General features: G+C 65.4%; 15 protein-coding genes. 13 read left to right on the forward strand and 2 right to left on the reverse strand.

The genetic code is table 11. From position 1 onward, the window contains the following. Positions 1–232: 232 nt before the first annotated feature. Genes Q0627_RS04095 through Q0627_RS04105 form a run of 3 tightly spaced genes read left to right on the forward strand, consistent with a single transcriptional unit; the run spans position 233 to position 3,407 of the window. A complete protein-coding gene (locus Q0627_RS04095; protein ID WP_291015395.1) occupies positions 233–580 on the forward strand; it encodes a molybdopterin oxidoreductase in 348 nt (115 codons plus the stop codon). Continuing rightward, complete coding sequence (nirB, locus tag Q0627_RS04100; RefSeq protein WP_298807824.1) at positions 580–3,081, forward strand: nitrite reductase large subunit NirB; 2,502 nt, start codon at positions 580–582, stop codon at positions 3,079–3,081. Before Q0627_RS04095 ends, nirB begins: the two co-directional genes overlap by 1 nt. Then, positions 3,078–3,407 carry a Rieske (2Fe-2S) protein gene (locus Q0627_RS04105; RefSeq protein ID WP_298807825.1) on the forward strand — a complete coding sequence of 110 codons (330 nt, stop codon included), beginning with the start codon at positions 3,078–3,080 and terminating at the stop codon, positions 3,405–3,407. The genes nirB and Q0627_RS04105 overlap by 4 nt, the downstream gene beginning before the upstream one ends. Positions 3,408–3,813: 406 nt before the next feature. Here the strand turns inward: Q0627_RS04105 and Q0627_RS04110 are convergent, their stop codons facing one another. After that, complete coding sequence (locus Q0627_RS04110) at positions 3,814–8,040, reverse strand: bifunctional nitrate reductase/sulfite reductase flavoprotein subunit alpha (RefSeq protein ID WP_298807827.1); 4,227 nt, start codon at positions 8,038–8,040, stop codon at positions 3,814–3,816. A gap of 177 nt (positions 8,041–8,217) precedes the next feature. Between Q0627_RS04110 and Q0627_RS04115 the strand changes: the two genes are divergently transcribed. The 10 genes from Q0627_RS04115 (at position 8,218) to Q0627_RS04160 (ending at position 18,432) form a co-directional block, all read left to right on the forward strand. Then, a complete protein-coding gene (locus tag Q0627_RS04115) occupies positions 8,218–8,904 on the forward strand; it encodes a response regulator transcription factor (RefSeq protein WP_298807829.1) in 687 nt (228 codons plus the stop codon). A 49-nt stretch (positions 8,905–8,953) separates the two neighbouring features. Continuing rightward, positions 8,954–10,369: a HAMP domain-containing sensor histidine kinase gene (locus tag Q0627_RS04120; RefSeq protein ID WP_291015400.1), complete on the forward strand. Its 1,416-nt coding sequence runs from the start codon at positions 8,954–8,956 to the stop codon at positions 10,367–10,369. A 225-nt stretch (positions 10,370–10,594) separates the two neighbouring features. Then, positions 10,595–12,307, forward strand: a complete 1,713-nt coding sequence (locus tag Q0627_RS04125; protein ID WP_291015402.1) for a S1C family serine protease — start codon at positions 10,595–10,597, stop codon at positions 12,305–12,307. Between the two features lie 165 nt (positions 12,308–12,472). Further along, the gene (locus Q0627_RS04130; RefSeq protein WP_291015403.1) at positions 12,473–13,060 is read left to right on the forward strand and encodes a molybdenum cofactor biosynthesis protein B; all 588 of its coding nucleotides are present in this window, start codon (positions 12,473–12,475) and stop codon (positions 13,058–13,060) included. 652 nt (positions 13,061–13,712) lie between these two features. Beyond that, a complete protein-coding gene (locus tag Q0627_RS04135) occupies positions 13,713–14,411 on the forward strand; it encodes an MspA family porin (RefSeq protein WP_291015405.1) in 699 nt (232 codons plus the stop codon). Between the two features lie 77 nt (positions 14,412–14,488). Continuing rightward, positions 14,489–15,226 (forward strand): MspA family porin, encoded by a 738-nt coding sequence (locus Q0627_RS04140; RefSeq protein ID WP_291015407.1) that lies wholly within the window; start codon positions 14,489–14,491, stop codon positions 15,224–15,226. Positions 15,227–15,542: 316 nt separating this feature from the next. Further along, positions 15,543–16,421, forward strand: a complete 879-nt coding sequence (locus Q0627_RS04145; protein WP_291015408.1) for a hypothetical protein — start codon at positions 15,543–15,545, stop codon at positions 16,419–16,421. A 196-nt stretch (positions 16,422–16,617) separates the two neighbouring features. Beyond that, a complete protein-coding gene (locus tag Q0627_RS04150) occupies positions 16,618–17,568 on the forward strand; it encodes an NADPH:quinone oxidoreductase family protein (protein ID WP_291015409.1) in 951 nt (316 codons plus the stop codon). A gap of 280 nt (positions 17,569–17,848) precedes the next feature. Beyond that, the gene (locus Q0627_RS04155; RefSeq protein WP_291015411.1) at positions 17,849–18,052 is read left to right on the forward strand and encodes a type II toxin-antitoxin system VapB family antitoxin; all 204 of its coding nucleotides are present in this window, start codon (positions 17,849–17,851) and stop codon (positions 18,050–18,052) included. Then, the gene (locus tag Q0627_RS04160) at positions 18,049–18,432 is read left to right on the forward strand and encodes a PIN domain nuclease (RefSeq protein ID WP_291015413.1); all 384 of its coding nucleotides are present in this window, start codon (positions 18,049–18,051) and stop codon (positions 18,430–18,432) included. Before Q0627_RS04155 ends, Q0627_RS04160 begins: the two co-directional genes overlap by 4 nt. A 2-nt stretch (positions 18,433–18,434) precedes the next feature. Here the strand turns inward: Q0627_RS04160 and Q0627_RS04165 are convergent, their stop codons facing one another. Further along, on the reverse strand, positions 18,435–19,754 hold the full coding sequence (locus tag Q0627_RS04165; protein WP_298807834.1) for an alpha/beta hydrolase domain-containing protein: 1,320 nt from the start codon (positions 19,752–19,754) through the stop codon (positions 18,435–18,437). Between the last annotated feature and the right edge of the window lie 69 nt (positions 19,755–19,823).

A 19,823-nucleotide genomic window follows, 5' to 3' on the forward strand; every position in this document is an offset into this window, starting at 1 on the left:
GGAGGGCGATGCGAGGGGCTCAGGTGTCCGAGTCGTGCTCGGCGAAAGCCGAGATGGGGGACACATCTTGATCCCTGAGGGCGATGCGAGGGACGAGCGAGCGTCTCGAAGGGTCCGGTGACGTGACATCCTCACGTCACCACCTCGAACCATGCGGCCCGGTGAGGGACTGACAACGTGGCCGTAACACGGCGGCAAGTCGTAATTGACCGGGTGCGCGGATAGTGGCGGAATGTCCAGTACACCGCACTTCCTGCAGGGCGTCTTCGACTTCACCGGAAAAGGCCTGGCCGCACCGGTATCCCTCGACGCCGGGCTGCGGTACGTGGTACCTGCCGGATTGACCGCGCAGCCACTGTACTTCCGGGGCGGCAATTCGTCCGCGGAATTGATCGTGTTGACGCTGCTGCGGGACGGAAAACCGATGCGGCTGTTCCCGATCGGCGCACAGGCGTCGGTGAACGTGCCGTTGCGGGTGGTCGAGGACATCGACGCCGACGTCACCCTCGAACTCGTCCTCGCCGCGCCCGACGGGGCATCGGGCCAGGTGGTCATCGACTTCGGCATGGTGGTGTTCTGATGAAACTCGTGGTGGTGGGCAACGGTATGGCCGGTGCCCGGACGGTCGAGGAGATCCTGTCGCGCGGCGGTGACCGCTTCGACATCACGATGATCGGCGACGAACCGTACGGCAATTACAACCGCATCATGCTCTCGCACGTCCTCGCGGGCGAGGCCGACGTCGACGACGACGATCTGATGCTCAACCCGATGGCCTGGTACCGCGAGAACGGCATCACTCTGCATGTGGGCGACAGCGCCGAATCGATCGACAGGTTCGCCAAGACGGTCACCTGCGCCAGCGGCCGTGTCATCGATTTCGACACCCTGATCATCGCGACAGGTTCCAACACCTTCTTCCCCAACATGGACGGTCTACGCGAGGCCGACGGCCGTTTGGCGCGTGGGGTTTTCGGGTTTCGCACCATCGCCGACACCAACGGCATGCTGCAGATGGCGCAGGCCCGCGACGACGTACGCGCCGTGGTGATCGGCGGTGGTCTACTGGGTCTGGAGGCCGCGTACGGACTCACCACACAGGGTGTGAACGTCGATGTGGTGCATTCACCGGGACATCTGATGAATCAGCAGCTCGACGAGCACGGCGGAAAGGTGTTGCGCAACAAGATCGAAGCGCTGGGGGTAGGTGTCCACACCGGTAAACGCACGACCGCCGTCCTGAGGGGGGACGACGGCCGCGTCGCCGGTGTGGGTTTCGCCGACGGCACCGCGATCGACGCCGACATGATCGTGGTGGCCGCCGGCATCCGGCCCAACATCGAGCTGGCCCGGCGCGCAGGCCTGGTCACCGAACGTGGCATCGTCGTCGACGACCAGATGCGTTGCGAGGACGAGGGTTCCATCTTTGCCGTCGGCGAGTGCGCCCAGCATCGCAGTGAGGTGTACGGCCTGGTCGCCCCCCTGTGGGAGCAGGCGGTGGTGCTCGCCGACGTGGTCACCGGAGCCAATCCCGATGCGGCATACCATGGTTCCCGTACCACCACCAAGCTCAAGGTGGCCGGGGTGGACGTGGCGGCGATGGGTGTGAAGGGTCCCGAACATCCCGACGACGAGTTCGTGCAGTTCTACGAACCGAAGAAGGGTATCTACAAGAGCGTCGTGGTGCGTGACAACAAGCTGATCGGCGCGATGCTGCTCGGTGACGTGTCCAAGGTCGGCTTTCTCAGTCAGGCGTTCGATGACAAGGTGCCGCTGCCCGACGAACGCATCTCGATGCTGTTCGACATCGGAACACCCAGCGCCGCAACGGGTGCCGCGGAACTGTCCGACGACGCGGTGGTGTGCAACTGCAACGGCGTCAGCAAGGGCGACATCGTGGCGTGCGTCGCGTCGGGGTGCACCAGCGTGGCGCAGGTATGCGCGAAGACCCGCGCAGGGAAGGGATGCGGGTCGTGCAAGGGCATGGTCGGCGACATCGTCACCCTCGCAGCGGGTTCGGACCTGACCGTCGACGCCTCCGCCGACTGGTACGTGCCGTCCATCCCGATGACCAAACCCGAACTGATCGAAGCGATCCGGGCGCGAGACCTGCGGTCGGTGAGCGAGGTGATCGCCGAACTCGCTCCCGACGGGGAGGACGCGGCGGCCAAGATGCCGCTGGCGTCGTTGCTCCGGGTGATCTGGGGGGCGGACTGGAAACGCGAGGAGGGCGCCCTGTTCATCAACGACCGGGTGCACGCCAACATTCAGCGTGACGGCACGTTCTCGGTGGTGCCGCAGATGCGGGGTGGGGTCACCTCGCCGGCGCAGTTGCGCAAGATCGCCGACGTCGCCGAGAAGTACGACATTCCGATGATCAAGGCGACCGGCGGGCAGCGACTCGATCTGCTCGGGGTGCGCAAGGAGGATCTGCCCAAGGTATGGGCGGATCTGGACATGCCATCGGGCTACGCCTACGGAAAGAGCTTCCGCACAGTGAAAACCTGTGTAGGAACGGACTATTGCCGGTTCGGGCTAGGCGATTCGACAGCGCTCGGCATCGCTCTGGAAAACCGTTATCAGGGGCTGGAATCACCGGCGAAACTGAAGCTGGCCGTGACCGGCTGTCCCCGCAACTGCGCCGAATCATTGTGCAAGGACTTCGGTGTGGTCGCCATCGGCGAGGGCCGATGGGAAATTTACGTGGGCGGTGCTGCGGGCGCGCATATCCGCAAGGGTGACGTACTGGCGACCGTCGACTCGCCCGACGAGGTGATCCGCTTGTGCGGCTTGTTCATTCAGTACTACCGCGAGCAGGCCAAATGGCTCGAACGCACCTACGCGTGGGTGCCGCGGGTCGGTATCGAGGAACTGCGTGCCATTCTCGTCGACGACCGGGATGGGATTGTGGCCGGTTTGCAGCAGCGTATCGACGAGGCCGTCGCCGGGTACGTCGACCCGTGGCTCGACCGCGCTGAACCCAAGTCGCCCGCCCAGTTCACGCCCGCGCTGCCGTTGCTGCCGCTGCCGGTGGTTCCGGCGCGCGGTGCGGCACCGTCCCCGACGGTGGTGGCCTCATGAGCATCGAAACAACAACCTCGGTTGTCCTCGGCCCCATGTCCGACGTTCAACTCGGTGAGGGCCGGGCGTACGCGGTCGGCGACCGGCAGATCGCCGTCTTCCGGCTCTCCGACGGCACCCTGCGCGCAACCGACGCCGCCTGCCCGCACAACGGCGGCCCCCTCGCCGACGGCCAGTCCGACCTCGGTGTCGTCGTGTGCCCGCTGCATCAGTACGCGTTCCGCTTCTCCGACGGCGGCTGCACCACCTCCGGCATCGGCTCGGTCCGCACCTATCAGATCGCCGACCAGGGCGGACAGATCGTCGTCGTCATCGACCCTGTCTGAGCCGAGGTGCTGACGTCAGGTGCCGAAAGGTCACCGGACCCTTCGTGACCCTTGCGACTTCGTCGCTTCGGCCTCAGGGATCAAGGTGTGTGGTCGCGGTCCGCGATGGCGGTTGGGTGGCCCTTCTTGCGGTGATGGTGGCTGGGGGACAATTCTTGATCCCTGAGGCCGAAGCGACAATGTCGCAAGGGTCACGAATGGTCAGGTGAGACGAGGCTCCCAAGTTGGCACCAAGTGGGTTCCAAGGCCGGGAGCGCACGCTATCGACATGCACCACGAACTACTGTCATCCCCCGCATTCCAGATCGCACGCCGCCTGATCGTCATCACGGCAACCTGCACCGTGATACTCTTGGCCGCCTACCACCCCGACCTCCTCCCATAGCACAGAAAGTTGCGGACTCGGTCAGTAGACGTCGCGGACGTAGCGTTTCTCGGCGGCGAGGGCCTTGACGTAGGCTTCGGCGCTCTTGGGGGAGAGCCTGCCGTGTTGGGCGACAATGCCTTTGAGGGTGCGGTCGACGTCCTTGGCCATGCGGGAGGCGTCGCCGCAGACGTACACGTGGGCGCCGTCGTGGAGCCAGCGATACAACTCGGCGCCGTGCTCCTGCATCCGGTCCTGGACATAGATCTTGCGGTCCTGGTCACGGGAGAACGCGACATCGAGGCGGGTGAGCAGGCCGTCGGAGAGCATCGAGGTGAGCTCGTCGCGATAGTAGAAGTCGGTGGCCGAATACTGCTCGCCGAAGAACAACCAGTTGCGGCCCTCATGCCCGAGCGCCTGGCGTTCGTGCAGGAATCCACGGAACGGGGCGACGCCGGTGCCGGGGCCGATCATGATCATCGGGGTGTCGGGGTCGGTCGGTGGCCCGAAATTGGCGGCGTGGGTGACGAAGACACCGATGTCCTGGGTGTCGTCGGCGTGGTCGGCGAGGAACGTGGAGCATACGCCACCACGTGGTCTGCCGAGATGGTTGTAACGCACCGTCGACACCGTCAACTGCACCTCGTCGGCCTTCTCCCTGGGGCTCGACGAGATCGAATACTGGCGCGGTGTCAGCGATTTGAGCACATCGACCCATTCTTCGGGCGATGCTTCGACGGGATACTCGGCGAGGACGTCGACGGGCTGGCGTCCCCACGCCCAGTCAGTCAGCTTCTGTTTGTTTCCCGGTGCGGCGAGCGCGTGCAGGTCGCCGGACCCGTTGCGGTCGGCGGCGAACCGGACGAAATCACTTGATACCTTGGCGAACTCGAGACGCTCGCGCAGGGCACGACGGAATGTCATGTCGTCGCCCCACACGTTGACCGGCTCGTCGCCGGTCAGGCCGGTGACGTCGAGCCATTCATCGATAAGCGTATGGTCGTTGAGCGGCCATACTCCGAGGGCGTCGCCTGTGGTGTAGGGGAGGATGTCCGATGGGAGGTGAAAGGCGAAGTTGCGCACGTCCTTTGCCGATCCGTCCCCGTTGAGTCGGTGGTTTCGGGTGAGCGTGGTGACGAACGGGTTCTTCCGGGAGAATGTACCGGTGCGGATCGACGGCGCGGCTGACGAGTCGGCCGGTTCGCTGACCACGACGACCCGATCGCCCGGTGCCGGGGGAGTAGGCGGGTGGTGGTGGCTCATCGCCTTGATGACGTTGTCGAGCCAGCCGCCGGCGGTGTCCTCGTAGTCGGGTTCGCAGCTGGCGCGGTCGGCGATCCGTGACCCGCCGAGCGCACCGATCCTCTCGTCGAGTTTGCGGGCATGGCCGCAGAAGTCATCGTAGTTGGAATCGCCGAAACCGAGCACGGAGTATTTGATCCCCGACATATCGGGGGCGCCGTCGCCCGACAGCGTGTCCCAGAACGAACTCCCGTTGTCGGGTGGGTCGCCGTCACCGGTGGTAGCGGTCAGGAACAGCACCGTCCCGCTCAGATCCTTGACGTCGAATTCGTCCATCGGCCGCGAAATCACTTCTCGTCCCGATTCTTTGAGCTTGGCGATGCACTCGTCGGCGAATTCCTCGGTGTTGCCGGTCTGCGAGGCCCAGGCGACGGTGATCGTTTCGGTCGCCGTGCCGGACGACGTCTCGGCGTCGATGATCACCTCACCCGGAGTCGACGGCGCGATCGCCGACGACCCGGCGGGCAGGGCGGCGGTACCGGCGATGTGACTGCGTGCGAACATTCCCGACAACAATCCGGCGACCCAGTTGCGGATCTCCGGGCGCAGCGGCGCGTCCGGGGGGATGGTCGGTACGCCGGTGGGATTGGCCTGGAGCCCGGCGACGAGCCCGGCCAGGTAGATGCGTTCGGCGTCGTCGGGTTGTGGGGCGGTGACGCTGGTGACGCCGAGCGATTCGGCGAGCAGAGTGAGCATCTCCGGACTCCATTTCTCTTCCGCACCGGCGGCTGCGGGCATTTCTGCCGTATCCGCGGCAGGTGTCGATGTGTCGGCGGGCAGGGCCACCTTGGTCAGGGTCACCGCGCACACCTTGAACTCGGGCTGCTGGGAGGCCGAGTCGATGGCGTCGGAGGTGACCGCGTTGATGGCGAGGTGTTCGCCGAATGCGTCGTTCCAGTGGAACGGGACGAAGCAGTTGCCGGGCCGTACCCGGTCGGACACTGATGCCGGCAGGACCGCGCGGCCACGACGGGAGGCCACCTCCACCGGATCACCTTCGGCGATAGCGTATTTCGCGGCATCATCGGGATGGATCTCGACGAACGGTCCCGGGTTGAGTTTGTTGAGCTTCTTGACCCGCCCGGTTTTGGTCATCGTGTGCCACTGGTGGGCGAGGCGGCCGGTGTTCAGCAGGATCGGATAGTCGTCGTCCGGCATTTCGAACGGGTCCATGTGCGGCCGGGCGAAGAACTGCGCACGACGGTTCGGGGTGGCGAATGCGAGCTTCGGGACACTGCCGTCGGGTGCGGTGTACAGGGTTTGGCTCACCCCGTCGTTGAGGTAGCGGATCGGGTTGCGGGCGCCATCGGCGGTGGGGTCGGGCCGCTCCGGCGACGGCGGCGGGCACGGCCATTGCATGGGGGTTGTCCGAAGCCTGTCGTAGGTGACTCCGCGCAGGTCGTAGCCGGTTTTCGGATTGTGGAAGAGCTTGATCTCCTCGAAGATCTCCTCGGCATCGGCATAGGTGAACGCGTCGGCGTAACCCATCTCGCAGGCGATGCGGGCGATGATCAGCCAGTCGGGGATGGCCTGCCCGGGTGCGGTCAGCGCCGGTTCGAACAGAGTGAGATTGCGTTCGGAATTGATGAAGATCCCGGTCGACTCACTCCACAGTGACGCGGGTAGCACGACATCGGCGTACGCGCTGGTCTCCATGTCGACGAACGTCTCCTGCACGATCACCAGTTCGGCACGTTCGAGACCTTCGATGACGGTTTTCCGATTGGCCACGGACGCAACGGGATTGGTGCAGATTATCCAGCATGCCTTGATGTCTCCGGCCGCCATTTTGGAATACATGTCGATGGTGCCGCCGCCCAGACGGGTGTGCAGGGTGCCTTCTGGTACGCCCCAGATGTTTTCGCAGAACGCGCGGTCGTCGTCGGACAGTACGGCCCGCTGACCGGGCAATCCCGGTCCCATGTAACCCATTTCGCGACCACCCATCGCATTGGGCTGGCCGGTGAGGGAGAACGGTCCGCTGCCCAGCCGGCACAGGGCACCGGTGGCCATGTGCAGATTGAGCAGCGCGTTGGTGTTCCAGGTGCCGTGCGTGGACTGGTTCAGGCCCATCGTCCAGCAAGACATCCAGTTCTCGGCAGTGCCGATGAGTTCGGCGGCCCGGCGCAGGTCGTCGGCGTCGATCCCGCAGATCTCGGCGACCACATCCGGTGGGTACTGGGCGGCGAATTCAGGCATCTGTTCGAAGCCGTCGGTGAACTCGGCGATGAACTCGGGATCGGTATGCCCGTTCTCGATGATCAGGTGCAGCAGACCGTTGAGCAGGGCGAGGTCGGTGCCGCCCTTCACCTGGAGAAACAGGTCGGCCTTCTCGGCGGTGGTGTTGCGCCGCGGATCGACGACGATCAGCTCGGCACCGGCCTTGACGCGATCCATCATGCGCAGGAACAGGATCGGATGGCAGTCGGCCATATTGGCGCCGATCACGAAGAACACGTCGGCGTGATCGAAATCCTGATACGAGCCGGGCGGGGCGTCGGAACCGAAGGTCTGCTTGTAGCCGGTGCCGGCGCTGGCCATGCACAGTCGCGAGTTGGATTCGATCTGGTTGGTGCCGATGAATCCCTTCGTCAGCTTGTTGGACAGGTATTGCGCCTCCAGCGACATCTGACCGGACACGTACAACGCGACGGAGTCGGGTCCGTGTTCGTCGATGATGGCGCGCAGTCGGCGAGCGGTGTCGGTGATGGTGGTGTCGACGTCGGCGGGCTCGGGCTGTGCGCCGCGGGTGGGTCGCACGAGGGCGGAGGTGAGCCTGCCACCCGCGTTCAGCATGTCGGAAGTGGTCGAGCCTTTTGTGCACAACCGCCCGAAGTTTGTGGGATGGTTCTTGGTGCCCACGGACTTCGTGATGGCCGTCTCACCTGCGTCGGCGCTGACCGCGAAATCCACGCCACAGCCGACGCCACAATAGGCGCACAGCGAGGAGACGGTCGTGGTGGTCACGGACTCGAGGGTCGCGATGTCATGTTTCCCAACCACGCTGCCCCTGTTACGTCACTATCAACCAGACCTCACAGCCCCGATTCGGGTTGTGATGCGGACTCGGGGGATCATGCGCTGTCAACCGCCGGTTTTGCGTGTCTCAGCCCGTTCACAGTCGTGAATATTAAGAATGTACGTATGCGGATTCTGGTGGTCGATGACGATCGTGCGGTGCGGGAATCGTTGCGGCGCTCGCTCAGCTTCAACGGGTACACCGTCGACACCGCCGGCGACGGACTCGAAGCGCTGGAGAAGATCGTCGCCGACCGGCCCGACCTGGCCATTCTTGACGTGATGATGCCGCGCCTGGACGGTCTTGAGGTGTGCCGGCGGTTACGGTCGGCCGGCGACGCCCTGCCGATTCTGGTGCTCACCGCCCGCGACACGGTGTCCGAGCGGGTGTCGGGCCTCGATGCCGGTGCCGACGACTATCTGCCCAAACCATTCGCGCTCGAAGAGCTGCTGGCCCGGTTGCGGGCGCTGTTGCGCCGGTCGGCGGCGGCCTCGGAGGAGGATTCGGAGGCGATGGAGTTCTCCGATCTCACCCTCGATCCGGTGACCCGGGACGTGACCCGTGGCGACCGGTCGATCAGCCTGACCCGCACCGAGTTCTCGTTGCTGGAAATGCTGATGGCCAACCCGCGCCGGGTGCTTTCGCGCAGCCGAATCCTGGAGGAGGTGTGGGGTTACGACTTCCCCACGTCGGGCAACGCGCTGGAGGTGTATGTGGGCTATCTGCGCCGCAAGACCGAGGCCGACGGGGAGCCGCGGCTGATCCACACCGTGCGCGGTGTGGGTTATGTGCTGCGGGAGACCCCGCCGTGATCGGGGCATAGCGGTGGCCCTGAGTGCGCAGCGTCCCAGACCGCGGGAGATGCGGGCGCCGATGCCGCTGACCAGTACGGTGTCGTTGCGTAGCAGGGTCACCATCTTGGCGGCGACGGTGGTGCTGGTGTCGGTGAGTCTGATGGCCGCCGCGGCGTATTTCACGGTGCACCGGGCGATGTACAACGACATCGACAAACAGTTGGAGTCGAGAGCCGACGGCCTGACGGCGATGTCACGGGTGGGCATGCTGGAGCAGGGGCCGGAGATGGCGCTACAGGGCACGGTGTTCTCGACGAGCATCACAGTGCTACTGGAGTCGGAAAGCGGGCTGATTCTAAGGATCGGTGACGTGCCGATGGGTCTGCCCGAGTTCGCCGTCATGAATGCGCCCGAGTCGGCAGGGGTGGTACAGAGTTTGCGGACCGTCGGCGGGCGGCGGGTGCTCGCCCGCAAGATTCCCAACGGCTACACCGTGGTTCTGGCCGACAGTCTGGTGTACACCGATCGGGTGCTCAAACGACTGGCGTGGGTGCTGCTGGTGGTGGGCGGCGGTGGTGTCGCGTTCGCCGCGCTCGCCGGTACCGCCGTGGCGCGGGCCGGTCTGCGTCCGGTGGCCCGCCTCACCCGTGCCACCGAGCGGGTGGCTAAGACACAGGACCTGACGCCGATCCCGGTGACCGGCACCGATGAGCTGGCTCGGTTGACCGAGAGTTTCAACACGATGCTGGCTGCGCTCGCAGAGTCCCGGGACAGACAGTCGCGCCTGGTGGCCGATGCCGGGCACGAACTCAAGACGCCGCTGACATCGTTGCGGACCAATCTGGAGTTGCTGATGGCGGCGAGTGCGCCGGGCGCGCCGGCGATGGACGCCTCCGACATGATCGAGTTGCGCTCGGATGTGCTCGCGCAGATCGAGGAGTTGTCGACGCTGGTCGGCGACCTGGTGGACCTGGCGCGCGAGGATGCCAAACATGTGATCGTCGAAGAGCTGGATCTCGTGGACATCATCGAACGCTCGCTGGAGCGGGCGCGCCGCCGCCGTTCGGACGTCGATTTCGTCACGACGCTGGTGCCGTGGTTCGTATTCGGTGAGGAGCATGGTCTGAGCCGGGCGATCCTGAACATCCTCGACAACGCCGCGAAGTGGAGCCCGCGTGGCCATGCGGTGCAGGTGGTCCTCGATCAGATCGATCCGACGACGGTGGAGTTGACGGTGGCGGACTCGGGCCCGGGCATTCCGGCCGAGGATCGAGAGCTGGTGTTCGAGCGTTTCTACCGATCGACGGACGCCAGGTCGATGCCCGGTTCCGGGCTGGGACTGGCCATCGTCCGGCAGGTGGTGCAGCGGCACGGCGGCACCGTCGTGGCCGAGCAGTCCGAAGCCGGCGGCGCACTGATCAGGCTGCGGTTGCCCGGCCACCCGGTGGCGATGGAACCGACGCCGCGTGTCGTTCGTCAATAAGAACAGGTGCGGTTCGGTTGTGGCGGGCGAGTTCATGGGTGCGCCCCAGGTTCGTATCAGCGCGGTGATAGCTCGGGGCACTAGACATAGAGTCAACCCGAACAGGAATAGACTTCACTGGCCCGAACCGAGGGTGGTGGACGGCAAATGCCGGTACGACAGGGTACCGGCGGTGCCCGTCTTGCAGGTGGAACGCGTGCAGGTGGAACGGATGAGGAGAACACAATGACCGGTGGCGGCTCGCAGGGCGGTTTTCCCGGATACGGCGACCCCGGATACGGCGATCAGGGTGTGCCCGGCGGGAGTGCTGGGCCCGGCGGCGGGGGCCAGAACCCCGTCGACCCGTCATCGGCCACCACGCGCTTGGACCGGGACGGTGTTCCTGGGCCGGAGTCGGCCGGATTCGGTGAGAAGCCGACCGCTGCTATACCCAATCCTTTTGCCGGACAATACGGTACAGGTTCGATTCCCGTCCAGCCCGGTGCGGACCAGTCGGGTGCGGCGCCGTCGGCGTGGGCCAATCCCGCACAGGGGCAGGATAATTCGCCGCAATATGGACCGACGCAACAGGTTTCGGGTTATCCGGGCGTCGGCGAGCAGTCGTACGGCGGTGGCTTCGCACCCGCCGGATATCCGGCCTACGGCGCCGCGGGTCAACCGGGTGCGGACCAGTACGCCGGTGCGCAGCCCGTGACGTCGCCGTTCGGCCCTTCGCCGTCGGACCCCACTGTGCCGCAGGAGGGCGGCGTGCCCGCGGACCGGCAGCACGCCACGACGCGGCCCCTGTCGCAGGACCTCTCGTTCCAGCCGGCCGCCCCGAAGAAGAAGGGTGGCCGCAAGGCGCTCGCGGCCGCCGGCGTGGTGGCGGTCGCGCTGGTCGCCGGTGGAGTCGGTGGGGTGGTGGGCGCGAACCTGAACGACGATGCGCCGTCGGCGTCGACGACCGTCAGCAGCGGCCCGCTCGGCGGCGACCCGAACAGCCAGGCCACCCAGCAGGTCGACGCCCCCAAGGGTTCGGTGCAGGACGTGGCGGCCCGGGTGTTGCCGTCAGTGGTGTCGATCGATGTGACGGTGGGCAATCAGCAGGGTGAGGGTTCGGGCGTGGTCCTGAGCGAGGACGGCGTGATCATGACCAACAACCACGTCGTGAGTCTGACCGGCACCCCGGCGGACAACGTGCAGGTCAATTTCTCCGACGGTACGTCGGCACGCGCCAAGGTGCTCGGTACCGATCCGATCTCCGATATCGCGGTCCTCAAGGCCGACAAGTCGGGTCTGCGGCCCATCTCGGTGGGTACTTCCAAGAACCTGGCCGTCGGTCAGGACGTGATCGCGATCGGTGCGCCGCTGGGTTTGGCGGGCACCGTCACCACGGGCATCATCTCGGCGCTCAACCGGCCGGTGTCCACATCCCGTGAGTCGGGCACGACGTCGGTGATCGACGCCATCCAGACCGACGCCGCGATCAACCCCGGCAACTCCGGTGGTGCGCTGGTCAACGCGCGGGGTGCGCTGATCGGTATCAACACGGCGATCGCGACGCTCGGCGGCAGTTCGAGTTCGGAGGCCGGCAGCGGCAGCATCGGGCTGGGGTTCGCGATTCCCATCGATCAGGCGTACCGGGTGGCCAAGCAATTGCAGGAGCGGGGTTCGGCGACTCATGCCGGCCTGGGCGTGTCGGTGCGGCAGACCGCGGGCGGCACAGGCCAGACGGGTGCCCTGCTTTCGGATGTGCAGTCGAACGGTCCGGCTGGTAAGGCGGGTATTCCGCGCGGTGCGGTGGTGACGAAGTTCGGTGACCGGCTGATCGCCTCGGGTGATGCCCTGGTGGCGGCGGTGCGCTCGCATGCGCCGGGCGAACAGGTTCAGGTGACCTACGAGGTGAACGGGCAGTCCAGGACGGCGACGGTGACCCTGGAGGATCTGAAGGTCGGCTGAGACGGCGTGGCCCGACCCTGAGGAGTTCGCAAGAGTCCGCCCGCAGCACTGGCCTGTGGCGGGCGAGGCTGGTCAGATGGGTTAGGGCGACGATTTGCCCGGCGTATGTGTGCTCGCGTCGGTGTGCAGGCGCGGCGGGGCGGCCGCATGGTGAGGGAGGCAACTATGAACAACCTGGGTTCCACGATCGATCCCGAGGACGTGGTGGCCGCGGACGCGGCGGCCCGCGAATTCGTGCAGCGCCATCGCGACGAGGACCCGGTGTCGGCGCCGGTCGATGAGATCGGGCGTGCCCTGGTGGTGGTTGTCGACGATCGTGCCGCACATGGCGAACGCCCGAGTCCGCTGGGGCCGCTGGTGCGGGAGTTGCTCGCCGAGGCCGGTTTCCACGTCGATGCCACGGTCACGGTGCCGGGTGACGAGATCGAGATCCGCAACGCGGTGAACACCGCCGTGATCGGTGGTGTCGACCTGGTGGTGTCGGTGGGCGGCGTGGGAGTGGGGGCACGCGACGTGACCCCGGAGGCCACCGAGCCGCTGCTCGATCGCAGGTTGCGGGGCATCGAGGAGGCCGTTCGCAGTTCGGGGCTGGCGGCCGGGGCCACTGACGGCGGGCTCTCGCGTGGTCTCGCCGGATTGTCGGGTCAGACGCTCGTTGTCAACATCGCAAGTTCGCGTGCAGCGGTCCGTGACGGCATGGCGACGGTCGCTCCGCTCGCAAAGTACGTCATCGAGTCGATCAGTGAGTTCTGAATCCGGGACCTCCGCAGCCGGTGGCGAGTCTGCGGACCTGTCTGATCAGACAGGCTCTGACCTGCCCGAATCGACCGAAATTGTATACAGAGCCGAATCGGCACCGGGTGAGCCGGACTGGCGGCGGCGGCGCAGGCTCGATGCGATCTTCGGTTCGGGCTCCGGGCGGTCCCTGGCCGCTGAATGTGATGAAGATCACAATCCGATGACCCGAGAGTGGTACGACATCAACCGTCCGCCACACCACACGTAGCGCAGGGGTCACGTAACACCGTCAGTGCTGCGTGTTTTCCTTCTGTTAACAAGTCCGCACATATACGTTCCCTACAGCGCATATGTCACTTTCCGGTGTCGGTTTGTGACATCACTGAGTGCATCTGTTGCCGCACCTGAGACAACTCCGATACCGTTCCCGTTGATGTAACCGGCCTCCGACCTCCGGGAGCCGGGAAGATCCTGCGGTCGACCCCTGAGTAGGACCCCTTCTCACAGGAGACCGTGGTGGCCACGGCAGGAGATGCAATGTTCGTGATGACGACCCGCAGAGGCGGGGGTCGACACACACTGGTCACGGACGTCGACACTGCCGGTGGCCGGGGGTGTGGGCGTAGTCCACGTCTTAAGAAGCCGAACATCCTCTGAGAGGGAACGAATGAGCAAGTTCAGCAAGCTTGGGCTGCGCCGCGCCGCTGGTGCGACAGCTCTGGCCGCCGTTGCGGCACTGGGCCTGGGAACCATGGGTACGGGTAGCGCCGCTGCCGCGCCGCTGCGCGACGGATACAAGTCCGCATCGGGTGTCGACGGCGAGAAGCTGAGTACGTGGCGTCAGCACGAGTCGCAGTTCTCGGTGAAGCGCGTCGCCTACAACGGACTCGGCCGTACCGCCCTGGTTTCCGGTGTCTACACCTCGAAGGCCAGCAAAGACGTCGGCGGCAAGATGTACGTGTACGTCATCGCCGGTTGCCAGATCGACGTCAGCGGATTCCAGGTGACGAGCAGTGGCGGGCTGGACATCGTGGGTGCCATCACCGGCGCCACCGCGAGCAACCCTCTTGCCGGATTGCCCAGTGCGATCTCCCTGACCGGCGGCGTCAGCCTGCCGATCACCCCCGGACAGGCCGGCGTCTTCAAGCTCGCCGACAAGAAGTTCGCCGGTGGTAAGACCGCGGCGATCCAGCTGTCCCGCTTCGAGATCGAGTTCCCCAACTGCGGTGGCTACGCGTCGGCTCGCACCTACGTCAAGACCATCGGTGCCAAGGGCTACGACATCAACCAGGATGACGACACGGTCACCGGTGAAGGTTCGCTGATCCAGACCACCCTGTACGGCCAGCCCTTCTTTGTGAGCTGACCTTCCAGCAGATATCCAGCAACAACTACTGAGATTTATCTGCTGTCAGGCAGATCTGAATTCCACGAAGGGGAATCATGAGCAAGACCATCACGCGCCGCGTGGTCGCCGGAGTCAGCCTCGCCGCTGTCTCTGCGTTCGGCCTCAGCGCCATCGGTGCCGGTGGCGCCGCCGCGGGCAACATCCCGGGCACCACCGTCACCAAGAAGCTCGTTGACGGGACCCCCGTTAAGGTCGAGCTGTTCGGTCAGAAGGTCTCGCGCGTCCACTCGGTCGTCGAGTCGTTCAACACCACCCGCGAGGCATGGGTGTCGGGCAAGGTCCGCGTCACCGTCGGTGGCAAGGCCGAGGGCGGCACCATCGCTGCCGGTTACATCGTCGGTTGCCAGGTCGGTGTCGGTGTCAGCGGTGGCGGCAACGCCGGCGCATCGTACGAACCGCCGAGCGTTGAGACTTCGGGCGGCGATCTCGCCGGAATCGACCTCGGCACTGGTGCGGCGATCTACGACCCGACGACTACGACGACCACCGGTCCGGGCGTGACCCCGAGCGCCGATGTGGGTGCAAGCCTGTCGCTCGGCCCGGGCCAGACCGCCTACGTTCCGATCATCCAGCTGGCTGACGACGATGACGACGCTGTCAACGACTACACCTTCACCGGTCGTAAGGGTGGCGTCGCCTACAGCCAGGAGCGCATCAACCTCGAAGGCTGCGCCGGCTTCGCCGAGGCGAAGGCCAAGATCACGGTTGTCGTCGAGACCGAGTCCGTCAAGGGTGTTGTGGGCGTCTACGGTCGTCCGTTCAGCCTGGGCTGACCCTCGGCCCTGAGGGCAAAACCTGAAAAGGGTGGGAGTTCTTCGGAACTCCCACCCTTTTCGTTTCTCAATACCTGAAATAGCTTTGCGCACTGCGGATGTGAAGTCGTGGCACCGCCACCGCGTAGTGCCGACTCGGTCGGGCGGACCGAATCCTGGGTCTGTGCAGCATGATTGATGGGCGGAAACTCTCGGTGAGTCCCGCCGATCGTTGTCGTCTGCGGCGCGAACACCGGCGCGCCCGGGTGGCGGACTGCCATCGAAAGGACACGGTCGGCCGGGTTGCCGACAGGTATCGATGTCGTAGGTGACTTCTATGCTCGCGAGTATGGTATCGATGCGGCATGAGGCGATCGTCGAGTTGATCCGGTTGTGTCCGGCGTTTGCGGGGGAGATGCTCACCGGCGTCGCGGATCTTGTTGTGCCCGAGTATGAGTCGGCGGAGATCGGGTCGGCGGATCTGAGTGAGGTGGTACCGACCGAGCGGCGGGCCGATGCGGTGGTCACCCTCAATCGGGGCGGTCGTGCGGTCCTGGGGATTGTCGTCGAGGTGCAGTTGGGTCGCGACGGCGACAAGGCGTATTCGTGGCCGAGCTATGTGATCTCGTTGCGGCAGCGACTGCGGTGCCCGGTCGAGGTACTGGTGGTGTGCGTCGATGACGGCGTGGCGCGGTGGGCGGCGCAACCGATCCAGATCGGGAGTGCGTCGGTGATCACGCCGATCGTGGTGGGGCCGCAGGTGGTGCCGGTTGTCGCTGATGTTGACCGGGCTCGGTCGAGTACGGAACTGGCGATGCTGTCAGCGATGACGCACCACGATGTACCTGGGGTTTTGGAGGCGTTGGCCGACACGATCGGCACTGATCCCGAGCATGGCTATGTGTATTCTGAATTGATCTGGGCGGTGCTTTCGGGGGCTGCCCGCGCGCGTTGGGAGCGACTTATGACTACGACGACATGGAAACATCAATCCCCATTCGCACGGAAGCACTTCGGTGACGGTGAGGCCAAAGGCAAGGCTGAGGGCAAGGCCGAGGAAGCTGGTGTTGCTGTCCTGACCGTCCTTCGGGCGCGGGGGATCGACGTGCCCGACGAGGTGCGCGAACGCGTGCGGGGTTGTGGCGATGTCGAGTTGCTCGAGGCATGGCTGAGCCGGGCGGCCACGGCGGAAGCGATCAGCGACGTCTTCGACTGAACGATCGGCGGCGGGAAGTGTGCCGGGTGGCGGAGAGGTAGCCGAGTCCGGGCCTCATCATTGAGCGAGTACGTGGCCCGCGTGCCCGCATGTAGGGTGCCATCCCTGCTCATTGAAGTTGAATGTGGGTTCAGGTAGGGTTGTGGGCATCGGCGCGGGATTCGCCGCGCCCTCCGCCGAAAGGGTTCAGCCGCCAATGCGCGCCATTCACATCAGCAAGCTCGACGGTCCGGAGGCGATCGAGGTCGTCGACGTGCCCGCACCGGCCGACGACAGCAAGGTGCTGATCGACGTCAAGGCCGCCGGTGTGGCGTTTCCCGAACTACTGCAAACCCGTGGGCTGTACCAGGTCAAGCCGCCGCTGCCGTTCATTCCGGGTGCCGAGGTGGCCGGTGTGGTGGTGTCGGCACCCGAATCGTCGGGTCTGGTGGCCGGGGACCGGGTGTGTGCGCTGCCGTTGCTGGGTGGATTCGCCGAACAGGTTGTGGCACAGACGGATCTGACGTTCAAGCTGCCCGACTCGGTGTCGTTCGAGGAAGGCGCGTCGTTCCTGTTCAACTACGGCACGTCCTACTTCGCGCTCATTGAACGCGGACATCTTGCCGAAGGTGAGACTGTGCTCATCCATGGTGCGGCCGGCGGTATCGGCACCAGTGCCATCCAGATCGCCAAGGCCTTCGGCGCCGGACGTGTGATCGGCGTGGTGTCCACCGACGAGAAGGGCGCGATCGCGCTGGCTGCCGGAGCGGACGAATATGTGCTCGCCGACGGATTCAAGGATGCCGTCGGCAAGAACGTCGACATCGTCGTCGACCCGGTGGGTGGCGACCGGTTCACCGACTCGCTGCGCACCCTTCGCGAACATGGCCGCCTGCTGGTCATCGGCTTCACCGCCGGCTCGATCCCCACCGTCGCCGTAAATCGCCTGCTGCTCAACAACATCTCCGTCACCGGCGTCGGCTGGGGCGCCTACTGCCTGCCCCGGCCCGGCCACATCGCCGGTGAATGGGCCGCGATGGAGCCGCATTTGCGTAGCGGTGCCCTCAAACCAGTTCTCGGACCGACCTTCCCGCTCGACAAGGCCGTCGACGCCCTGCAGTGCCTCGAAGCGCGCGCCGCCACCGGCAAGGTCGTCCTCACCGTGTGAAGAGTGTTGTTTGCCACCTCCGCCGATTGAGGCGCGATCCCCGCGAGCCTCGAAATCCGGTGAGATGACAATGTCGACTTGCGTGGTTTCGAGGCTCGGTCGCCGGGCGACCTCGCACCTCAACCGGCGAGGTGGTCGGCGACGGAGAGCTGGGCGGTCAATCACGGGTTCATGACCGACGCCGAGCCGCAGTTCCGCAGTACAACGCGCACGAAGCGAAGTCGCAATTGTCGTGGAGGTTACCAAGGTCTGACGCACTCGGTTGGTGCATTGTTGGTGTATGTCTCACACCAATATCGATATCGATGACGCGGCCTGCGACCTCGTTATGCACCGCTATCACCTCGCAACCAAGAGCGACGCGGTCAACTACGCGCTGAGGGCACTTGCCCAGGAAGCCCTGTCCGTGGAGGATGCGCGCGGTCCGCGCGGTTCGGGCTGGGATGGCGACCTCGATGAGATACGTGCCGGGCGGTTCGAGTGATCCTCATCGCTACTTCCGCGTGGATCGAGTTTCTTCGGAACACCGGGAGTCCGGTCTGCAACCGGGTCGACGAACTCCTTGATCGGGAGGTCGCCGTGTGCGATCCGGACCGGATGGAGCTTCTTGCCGGTGCACGCGACGAACGTCATCTCCGCGATCTTCGTGGGTTGCTCGCCCGGGCGACGCTGATCACGACGCAGTCGACCGACTTCGAGGATGCTGCCGCGATTTATCGGTCATGTCGCCGCGGCGGCGAGACCGTGCGCAAATTGATCGACTGCCTGATCGCGGCGCATGCGATTCGTTCCGGGATTCCGGTCATCCACTCCGACAGCGATTTTGACGCCATTTCGAGGAACACCCCATTGATCGTCGGGTGACGCTAGTCGGGAATGAGGTCGGGGCGGGCGTCGGCGAGTAGTTCGTCGAGATCGTCGGGGAGGGCGAAACCGGCGGTTATCGCGGCGTCGGCGTGGGAGCGGTAGGTGTCGAGATAGTTATCGCGGGTGCCGTAGCGGGCGGTCAGCGCGCCGGAGTCGATCGGCTTGGTGGAGCCGAACAGCATGCAGATGCGCGAAATAGCATCGGGCACAATGCCGGACAGAATCTGGGTGGGGGCCTGGACGCAGGGGGTCCGGACACCGCCGAGCGCATTGCCCAGATCATCGACGTCGAAGAACGGCTCGGCCGTCTCCTCGCCGAGCAGTGTGGTGCTCAGCGACAGCGGCGGCGCGACCGGTGGTGCGATACCGTCGCGTACCCAGGTGTTCAAGTGGCGCAACGCCGCCCGCAGGACGAAGCGTTGCTGGCCGCGGTTCACTGGGTCGGGGCAGCCGAGGTACTCCTCGAACGGGCCCACCTGATGCAGGTCGGCGTGTGCCGAACCGGCCACCTCCCAGGTGCGGATAAGATCCGAATCCGGTTGCCGGGCCAGGTGATAGCGGAAATTGGTGAGCAGGTCGGTTTCGGTCTGTACTGTGAACACCGGTACCGACAGTCCGTCATGGATGGGCGCCGGTGCGCCGCGGAAGGTTTCGGTGACGTCAACGCCAGCGCCGATCGGGCCCAGCGGGAGTCCGGCCAGTGCGCGGGAATGAATCAGGAAGCCGTCGAACACCTTGTGTTCGGCGGCGAACGTATTGACGTAGGTGGTCAGGGCCATCGCCGACTGCGATTCACCCACCGCCAGGAGCTTCTCGACGGTCAATCCCGCGAGCGGATCACCGGTGCGCAGGGCGTCGGCGATCTCGGCGAAGATGTTGTGACAGTAGGCATCACCGGGATGGTGCAGCGCACCATATCGTTCCGGATCCTTGGTGGCCAGGCTGTCACCTCCGATACCGACCGACCCCGAACCACCCTCGACACCGACGAACTGCGCCGACACGCCGACCCACGCGTATCCACCACGCACCAATTCCGGTGACACATACGTGTATTCGGCCGGGGTGTCGTTGCCGCTGCTCACATTCAGCCACTCCACCACCACGGTGCCGTTGAACGCGGCGCCGTCGGCGGGCCTGCGGACCAGGACCCGCGTAGTGAACTCCGCCTCCCCGACCGGGCCGTCGGGCGTCAGACCCGTCACCGAACCCGAAGCGGCGTAATCGGTTTCGGTGTATCCGGCGGCAGCGAGGTCGGGGCCGGGAACGGCGCTCAGCAACGAGCACCCGTTGCCCCCGGACAGCGGTTCGAATTTCATTGTTCTCCTGGTGATTGGGGTGGCGGTGGATACGTCATGCGTCGATGGTCGCCGGACCCTTCGTGAACC

The organism is uncultured Gordonia sp. (assembly GCF_937858515.1).
In the GTDB taxonomy this organism is placed as follows: domain Bacteria; phylum Actinomycetota; class Actinomycetes; order Mycobacteriales; family Mycobacteriaceae; genus Gordonia.

Excerpts from the sequence above, each read along its gene's own strand:
- Q0627_RS04095 (WP_291015395.1), top strand. The coding sequence starts at position 233 with ATGTCCAGTACACCGCACTTCCTGCAGGGCGTCTTCGACTTCACCGGA.
- nirB (WP_298807824.1), top strand. The coding sequence starts at position 580 with ATGAAACTCGTGGTGGTGGGCAACGGTATGGCCGGTGCCCGGACGGTC.
- Q0627_RS04105 (WP_298807825.1), top strand. The coding sequence starts at position 3,078 with ATGAGCATCGAAACAACAACCTCGGTTGTCCTCGGCCCCATGTCCGAC.
- Q0627_RS04115 (WP_298807829.1), top strand. The coding sequence starts at position 8,218 with ATGCGGATTCTGGTGGTCGATGACGATCGTGCGGTGCGGGAATCGTTG.
- Q0627_RS04120 (WP_291015400.1), top strand. The coding sequence starts at position 8,954 with ATGCGGGCGCCGATGCCGCTGACCAGTACGGTGTCGTTGCGTAGCAGG.
- Q0627_RS04125 (WP_291015402.1), top strand. The coding sequence starts at position 10,595 with ATGACCGGTGGCGGCTCGCAGGGCGGTTTTCCCGGATACGGCGACCCC.
- Q0627_RS04130 (WP_291015403.1), top strand. The coding sequence starts at position 12,473 with ATGAACAACCTGGGTTCCACGATCGATCCCGAGGACGTGGTGGCCGCG.
- Q0627_RS04135 (WP_291015405.1), top strand. The coding sequence starts at position 13,713 with ATGAGCAAGTTCAGCAAGCTTGGGCTGCGCCGCGCCGCTGGTGCGACA.
- Q0627_RS04140 (WP_291015407.1), top strand. The coding sequence starts at position 14,489 with ATGAGCAAGACCATCACGCGCCGCGTGGTCGCCGGAGTCAGCCTCGCC.
- Q0627_RS04145 (WP_291015408.1), top strand. The coding sequence starts at position 15,543 with ATGCTCGCGAGTATGGTATCGATGCGGCATGAGGCGATCGTCGAGTTG.
- Q0627_RS04150 (WP_291015409.1), top strand. The coding sequence starts at position 16,618 with ATGCGCGCCATTCACATCAGCAAGCTCGACGGTCCGGAGGCGATCGAG.
- Q0627_RS04155 (WP_291015411.1), top strand. The coding sequence starts at position 17,849 with ATGTCTCACACCAATATCGATATCGATGACGCGGCCTGCGACCTCGTT.
- Q0627_RS04165 (WP_298807834.1), bottom strand. The coding sequence starts at position 19,754 with ATGAAATTCGAACCGCTGTCCGGGGGCAACGGGTGCTCGTTGCTGAGC.